At 69.7% G+C, this 6,527-nt stretch carries 6 protein-coding genes; 3 read left to right on the top strand and 3 right to left on the bottom strand.

All coding sequences use genetic code 11. The features are described from left to right. From D7W82_RS20660 to D7W82_RS20650, 3 genes are all read right to left on the bottom strand, one after another. A partial coding sequence (locus D7W82_RS20660) for an SEC-C metal-binding domain-containing protein (RefSeq protein WP_199727797.1) occupies positions 1 to 108 on the bottom strand: 108 nt, incomplete at its 3' end. An 85-nt stretch (positions 109 to 193) separates the two neighbouring features. After that, positions 194 to 1,384, bottom strand: a complete 1,191-nt coding sequence (locus tag D7W82_RS20655; protein WP_120619992.1) for an OmpP1/FadL family transporter — start codon at positions 1,382 to 1,384, stop codon at positions 194 to 196. Between the two features lie 31 nt (positions 1,385 to 1,415). Then, positions 1,416 to 4,367, bottom strand: coding sequence for a hypothetical protein (locus tag D7W82_RS20650; RefSeq protein WP_120619991.1), 2,952 nt, complete (start codon positions 4,365 to 4,367; stop codon positions 1,416 to 1,418). Between the two features lie 200 nt (positions 4,368 to 4,567). Between D7W82_RS20650 and D7W82_RS20645 the strand changes: the two genes are divergently transcribed. The 3 genes from D7W82_RS20645 to D7W82_RS20635 all read left to right on the top strand — a co-directional run bounded on the left by D7W82_RS20645 (position 4,568) and on the right by D7W82_RS20635 (position 6,463). Beyond that, a complete protein-coding gene (locus tag D7W82_RS20645) occupies positions 4,568 to 5,104 on the top strand; it encodes a hypothetical protein (protein ID WP_171424739.1) in 537 nt (178 codons plus the stop codon). A gap of 132 nt (positions 5,105 to 5,236) precedes the next feature. Beyond that, a complete protein-coding gene (locus tag D7W82_RS20640) occupies positions 5,237 to 5,545 on the top strand; it encodes an HPP family protein (protein ID WP_014393223.1) in 309 nt (102 codons plus the stop codon). A 228-nt stretch (positions 5,546 to 5,773) separates the two neighbouring features. After that, positions 5,774 to 6,463, top strand: a complete 690-nt coding sequence (locus D7W82_RS20635; protein WP_120619989.1) for an NTP transferase domain-containing protein — start codon at positions 5,774 to 5,776, stop codon at positions 6,461 to 6,463. The last annotated feature ends 64 nt before the right edge of the window (positions 6,464 to 6,527 follow it).

Below are 6,527 nucleotides of genomic sequence, written 5' to 3'. Positions count from 1 at the left end.
GGGAGGCGGCGCGGCTTTCGCGCGGTCCTCGGCGGCGTGACAGGCCTTGTACTTCTTCCCGCTGCCACAGGGGCACGGGTCGTTGCGGCCGGGCTTGGAAGGGCTCACGGCCGGCACCGTAAGCGAAAGCGCCCGGCCCTTCCATGAACGGAAGGAGCCGGGCGCCCCGGTGCTTCAGGAAGTGCTCAGCCGGTTACTGGAGGTTGAAGCCCAGCGTCAGGCCCAGCACGTGCGCGTTGCCGGAGTACGTGCCCGGCATGCCCGGGGCCGTGCTCTCCTTGTCCGCCAGCGCGACGAACTGGTAGCCCAGGTCCGCGCGGAACGGCTTGAACTGGTAGCCCGCGCCCACGGACACCTTGAAGCGGTTGGCGTCCGGGAGGTCCGGCGTCAGCGTGCTGTTGGGGCTGGGGGACGGGTCGTACGTGAGACCCAGGCGCACCTGCAGCGCCTCCGTCACGCCGTACTCACCGCCCAGCGAGTACTTCCACTTCGCGCGCCAGCGCTTGGGGATGGGGTTGTCGATGGACGGGTTCTCGAAGCGGATGGCCAGCTCCGAGAACGAGGACCAGTCCACCCAGCTCGCGTCGAACGCCAGCATCAGGTTGTTCAGCGGCCGGTACGCCAGGCCCGCCGTCACGGTGGACGGCAGGACGACGTCCGCGTGCGCCTTCTGGTCCGTCAGCCGGCTCTGGAACTCCACCGGGATGTTCTGGAAGTCCGCCTGGCCCTGGAACGCGATGTCGATGGCGCTGCGGTAGTGCAGGCCCATGTCCAGGTTGTCCAGCAGCTTGGCCTGCACGCCGATGTTGAAGCCCGAGCCCCAGTCCGCGCCGCCCAGGTGGACGGCGCCCTCGCTGTTCACGAAGTCCAGGTTGCGCGTCAGCTCGATGGTGGCCCGGGCGATGTCCAGACCCGCGCCGAAGCGGAAGCGCGGGTGCAGCTCATACGCGAACGACGGGTTGATGTAGTACGTCGCCAGCGAGGACTCGTAGCCGCGGAAGCGGCCGCTGAAGCCCTCCTCCCAGCGGCTGCGCGCGCCGTACGGCGTGAACACGCCCACGCCGAACGCCGCCTTCTCGAACGGCTTGTAGACGACGAACAGGTGCGGAGGCGGCGACAGCGTGGTGCGCTGCCCTTCCGCCTCCATGCCCGGCCGCTGGAACGTGATGCTGGGGAGGATGCCCGTGTCACCCAGCGTGATGTCCAGCGTCTTCACGCCGACCATGTTCGCCACGTTGTAATAGATGGAGGACGAGTCCTCCAGCCATGCCGTGGCCGCGCCGCCCGTGCCGGTGGCGCGAGCGCTGTGGGTGTCGATCTGGAAGCCCGCGGCCTGGCTGGTGCCGGCCGCCAGGATCGCCACGAGGGAGAGTGTCTTTTTCATGAGTGTTTGATTCCTCTCTCAGTGGTTGCCGTTACTGCGCCACGGTGCCGGTCGCCAGGAAGCCGATGATCTGGTCCTGGGCCGCGTTGCGCACGGCCTCCGGAATCTGCGGGTTGTTGAGGAACGCGTGGCGGCCAGCGGCCGGGATGGCGCCGATGACGGCCTCGGGGAACATGTACGAAGCCACCGTGCGCGGCGCGTCCGTGCGGTTGGCCGCGTTGATCAGCGCCAGCGTGTTCGCGTTCGGGATGACCTGGTCGCCCTCGATGTACTGGATGAACGTGCGGTGCTCGGCGGCGTTCGTGGGGGCCGCCGGGTTGTTGTCCAGCAGGTACGCGTAGTTGCGCGCGTCCGCCGGGTCCAGGATGGTGCCCGCCAGGCTGATGAAGGTGTCGAACGCCGGCATGCCCGGCTTGATGCCCGCCGCGGCGAGCGAGCCCAGGAACGCGGTGCGCTGCGCCGCGAAGGCGGGCGCCGTCAGGAGCACGCCGGTCAGGTTGCCACCGGCCACGTTGAGCACCGAGCGGCGCACGCGCGGGGACACCGCGGTGGACATGGTGCCCATGATGCCGCCGAGGCTCTGGCCCACGTAGTCCACCTGGGCCGCGTTCAGGCCGCCCACGGCGTCGGACAGCTCCTGGCTGGCCAGCACGCGCAGGAACTGGCTGAAGTCCACCACGTGGTGGCGGAAGTTGTCGCGCGTGGTGAAGAGGTTGCCCAGGTTCAGGAAGTTCCACCCGGAGATGACCGGGACGCCCTGCGCGCTGCGCAGGAAGTCGCCGCCCTCGCACTTGTTGTCCGCCATGCACTGGCCCTGCGAGACGATGCTGGAGCAGTACACGTCCGCCGGCACGCCCGCCGGGAGCGACGCGGCGCTGCAGTCCGCGCGGGCGTCGACCGTGCGCGCCACGCAGCGGCCGTAGGACGGGCTGGCGGCGTTGTCCTCGCAGCGCTGGGTGGCGGGGTCGGCGCACGCGGCGGAGTCGCCCGCCGGGTTCGGCGTGGGGAGCACCGCGGCGGCGCCCACGCAGCTGGTGCGCTCACCGTGGTAGACGGCGTCCATCGCGGCCACCGCGTAGCCCGCGCCGTTCAGCTTGTTGGCCACGCCGAGCACCGCGGTGCGGTTGCTGGTCAGGCCGTGGCCGAACACCGCCACCGGCCAGCCGCCCGTGGGCGCCGTGCCGGTCGGCACGAACAGCATGAACGGGTAGCGCGTGTCGCGCTTCCCGCCCGGGTTCAGCGTGCCGAAGGGGCCCGTGAGCAGCCACGGCGTGTTGGCGCGAACCTCATAGACCGCGCCGACGTTGGTGGACGCGAACCCGGCCCCGGCCATCGCCGCCTTCACCTGCGAGGTGATGGGGAAGATGGAGGTGGGCGCCGCGGGCGTCCCGTAAACGCCGCCGGGCAGCGTGTACAGCTGCTGCAGCACGGACGTGGTGCTCTGGGTGGTGAAGTTCCAGCCCAGGGCGATCTGCGAGCGCGGGATGCCCAGGCCGCCGTCCTTGACCGGCGCCGCCACCTTGTCGAAGTAGGGCTTGAGCAGCTTGCGCCGCGGCTCCAGCTGCTCGGCGAGCCCGTCCGGCACGGAGGAGATGAGGCTCTTCTTGGTGGTCTCGTTGTACACCGGGTTGGCCAGGCGCAGCAGCGCGAAGGCCGTGGACGGGGCCACGTTGCGGCCCTTCTCGTCCTTCAGGTCCGTGGTCAGCACCGCGCCGTACTCGGTGGCGCCATCCAGCGGAGCCTTCGGGATGATCTGCAGCTGCTGGGGCACGGCGACGACGCCATCATCGGCGCTCACGCTGGTGCCGCAGTCACCGGAGTTGTTCACCAGACAGGTCGTCACGTCCGGCTGGGTGCCCTCCTTCTGGTTGGTGACCTTGAAGAACTTCACGCCAGCGGCCAGCGACTCCGGATCCAGCTTGGGGGCGGGGCCGTCCGCGGCCACGCGGTACATGGTGCCGTCCAGCACGCCCGTGGTGTCGCCGTTCTCCGCGACGATGGCGCCCGTGGTGGAGAAGCCGTCCAGGGTGTTCAGGCCGTTGAACAGGTCCTGCTGCAGGCCCGGCGTCGGCGGGACCGGGAAGTCCAGGCCGCTGCCGTCCGGCTTGCGGATCAGGTTGTTGGGGAAGGGGACGATCAGCGGCAGCCGATCATTGGCCGCCAGGTTGATGGTGGCCTCCGGCTGGTTGAGGATGCTGAAGGTCCAGATGAGGACGATGTCCTCACGCTTGAACCCCTGCGGGGCCAGGGCCTTGTCGAAGACCTGCTTGTAGCCCAGGCGCAGCTGCTCCAATTGCAGCGACTTGGCGGTCTGGTCCGCCAGGCGCTTGGCCGGGTCCGTCTCCGTGGAGGGGATGAGCTCCGTGGCCGGGCCGCAGTCCGGCGAGGTCAGGTCCTCGCAGGTGACCAGCGACTTGTCGGAGTTGATGAAGGCCCACGTGGCGGAGCCGATGATGGGCTGGCCCGAGGTCGTCTTCAGGCCGTTCTCACCGCCGACCAGCGCCACCGCGTAGCGCGAGCCCTTCGGCCACGCCGGCAGGCCCGTGTTCAGGTCCACCGGGGGGATGATGTTGAGGAGGTCCGTGTCCTCGTTGTACGCGAGCGTCGGCGTCACCGGCTTCGTCGCCAGCGGCGTGCCCTGGTACATGTCGATGAAGATGACCGTCTTCGGGCTCACCGAGCTCGGATCCAGGTCCTTGATCTTGGTGTTCGCGATGGCGGACGTGGGGAAGCCGTTGAGCGAGTTCAGGTAGTCGCGCGTGAACTCCTGCTCCGCCGGGGACGCCGCCGGATTGATGGGCGCGTTCACCTTCTTCGTCTGCTGGTTGATGGCCAGGTCGTTGGGGGAGGGGACCACGGCGGGAGACGCCGAAGGGTCGAACTCCGCGAGGCCGACGTTCAGGTTCGGAGCCTCCTGCGCAATCTCCGGCGTGCAGGCGACGGCTCCCAGGGCCATGGCCCCGAGGAACAACTGTTTCTTCATGGTGGGAATCCCCTCCAGCCCAAGGTGAACTGCTGGAAACACGTCAGTGAGTAGCACGCCCTCCCCCGGTCACAAAGTGAGAGGGATTGACGCGCCGAGTCAGCTATGGGGTTCCCGCGCGTGCACGCAGGTGGACGTCTTGCGCGGCGCGCGCGGCACGAGGGCGTGACGCGCGGAGGAACGCGGATACGCTGCCGTCCATGAAACGACTGCTGACTGTGTTGGCGATGACCGTGGCGATGGGCGCGAGCGCGGAGGAGGCCGGAGGCCTGACGTGGAGCGCGCCGCCGGAGTGGGCCGCCCAGCCTCCCCGTCCGATGCGCGCCGCGACGTACAAGGTGCCCGCCGTGAAGGGAGACGCGGAAGACGCGGAACTGGCTGTCTTCTACTTCGGGCAGGGGCAGGGCGGCGCGGTGGACGCGAACGTGAAGCGCTGGGTGGCGCAGTTCCAGAAGCCCGACGGCAAGCCCCTGGAGGACAAGGACGCGAAGACGAAGCAGGAGAAGGTGAACGGGCTGCCCGTCACCACGGTGGAGGTGAAGGGCACGTACGCGGGCGGCGGTCCCATGATGGGGCCCTCCACGCCCAAGCCGCACTTCAAGCTGCGCGGCGCCATCGTGGAGGGGCCGGAGGGCGCCATCTTCTACAAGCTCACCGGGCCGGAGAAGACGGTGAACGGCGCGGAGAAGGGCTTCCGCAAGATGGTGGAGTCGGTGAAGCCCGCGCCGAAGAAGTAGGCGCGCGGGCAGGCGGATCCGCAGGGGGCCTGGAGCCGCTCCGGAGCCCCTGCGCGGACGTCGGCAAGCGGATTGCTAAGGCCTTCCGGCACACGGCGCCCGAACGCCGAGCACCGGAGGCCTCACGTGTCGATGTGCCGCAGCCCTGAGTTCCAGAACCTCGTCTCCCGCGCCATCACCCTGTTCCCGGAGGACACCGTCCTGGGAGCGCTCCAGCAGATGTACCGCCACGGCGTGCACGTGCTGCCCGTGGTGGAGGGGCGCGGGGGCGACCTGCTGGGCGAGGTGACGGAGGACGAGCTGCACCGCGTGGCCCGCCGCCGCCCGCTGGCCCGGCTGGCTGAAATTCTGACCGTGAAGGCGCTGGCGGCGCCGGAAGAAACGACCGTGGAGACGGCCGCCCCGCTGCGGCTGGCGGCCTCCAGCGGCTGGCTGCACTGAAGGGCCACCGGGCGCCCATCCGGCGCGGGGGAGGGGAAGCCCCCTGGCCCGTCCGGCTGACTCCTGGTGGACACCCGCCCTTGCCCAAAGGGCCGGCAGCGAACACCTCCTCGTGTGACTGGCGGCTGTCTGACGACTCGTACTGGCGGGCGGGCTGCAATCCCGGGAGGAGGTCAACAGCCTGTTGGCGGTGCCCCCGGCTTTCCGTCGAGGGCGAGGAGGCGGGTCATGAAGGCAGTGGCGATCATCCTTGCGGCGGGCAAGGCCCGGCGGATGTCCCACCCCAAGGCGCTCATCGAGCATGAAGGGGGCAAGAGCTTCCTCCAGTCGCTGGCGTCCACCTTCGGAAAGGCGGGGTGCGGGGTGCTGGGCGTGGTGGGCAGCGACGAGGCCGCGGTGCGCGAGCAGCACCCGAGCCTGGAGCTGGTGACGAGTCCGAACTGGGAGCGCAGCCTGCTCTCGTCGGTGAAGGCCGGGTTGGAGGCGGCCGTGGCCGAGGACGCGGACGTGGTGCTGGTGCATCCGGTGGACATGCCGGCGCTGCGGGTCACCACCGTGAAGTCCATGCTCAAGGACATGGAGCGCGGCGGCACCGACGGCGTCATGGCGCTCAGGCCGGAGTACGACAACGCCACGGGCTGGCCGGTGGTGCTGTCGAAGGGCGCGGCGCGCAAGCTCCTGGAGGCGGAGGGCGAGGACCTGGAGGCGGCGCTCAAGGTCATCAACCCGCGCCGCCTGAACGTGAAGGACCCCGGCGTCATCGTGAACATCAACACGCCTGAAATCTACGGGCGCGTCTTCAGCATGGAGCCCAAGCTGGCCCCGCCGCCCAAGCGGCGCATGAAGCGCGCGGGCGCGTCCAACGGCGCCGGGGCGGACACCACCCCGGCGTCCTACGCGGCGTCGTCGGAGGAGTAGCCCCGGCGCGACGACTCCCGGGGCCCGCGCGTGGCTTTGGACCCCGGGAGTTTTTACTTCAGCC

This window comes from Corallococcus sp. CA049B (assembly GCF_003611685.1).
In the GTDB taxonomy this organism is placed as follows: Bacteria; Myxococcota; Myxococcia; order Myxococcales; family Myxococcaceae; genus Corallococcus; species Corallococcus coralloides.
The sequence above is the reverse complement of the archived record's forward strand: the minus strand, read 5'-3'. Positions and strand labels throughout refer to the sequence as shown.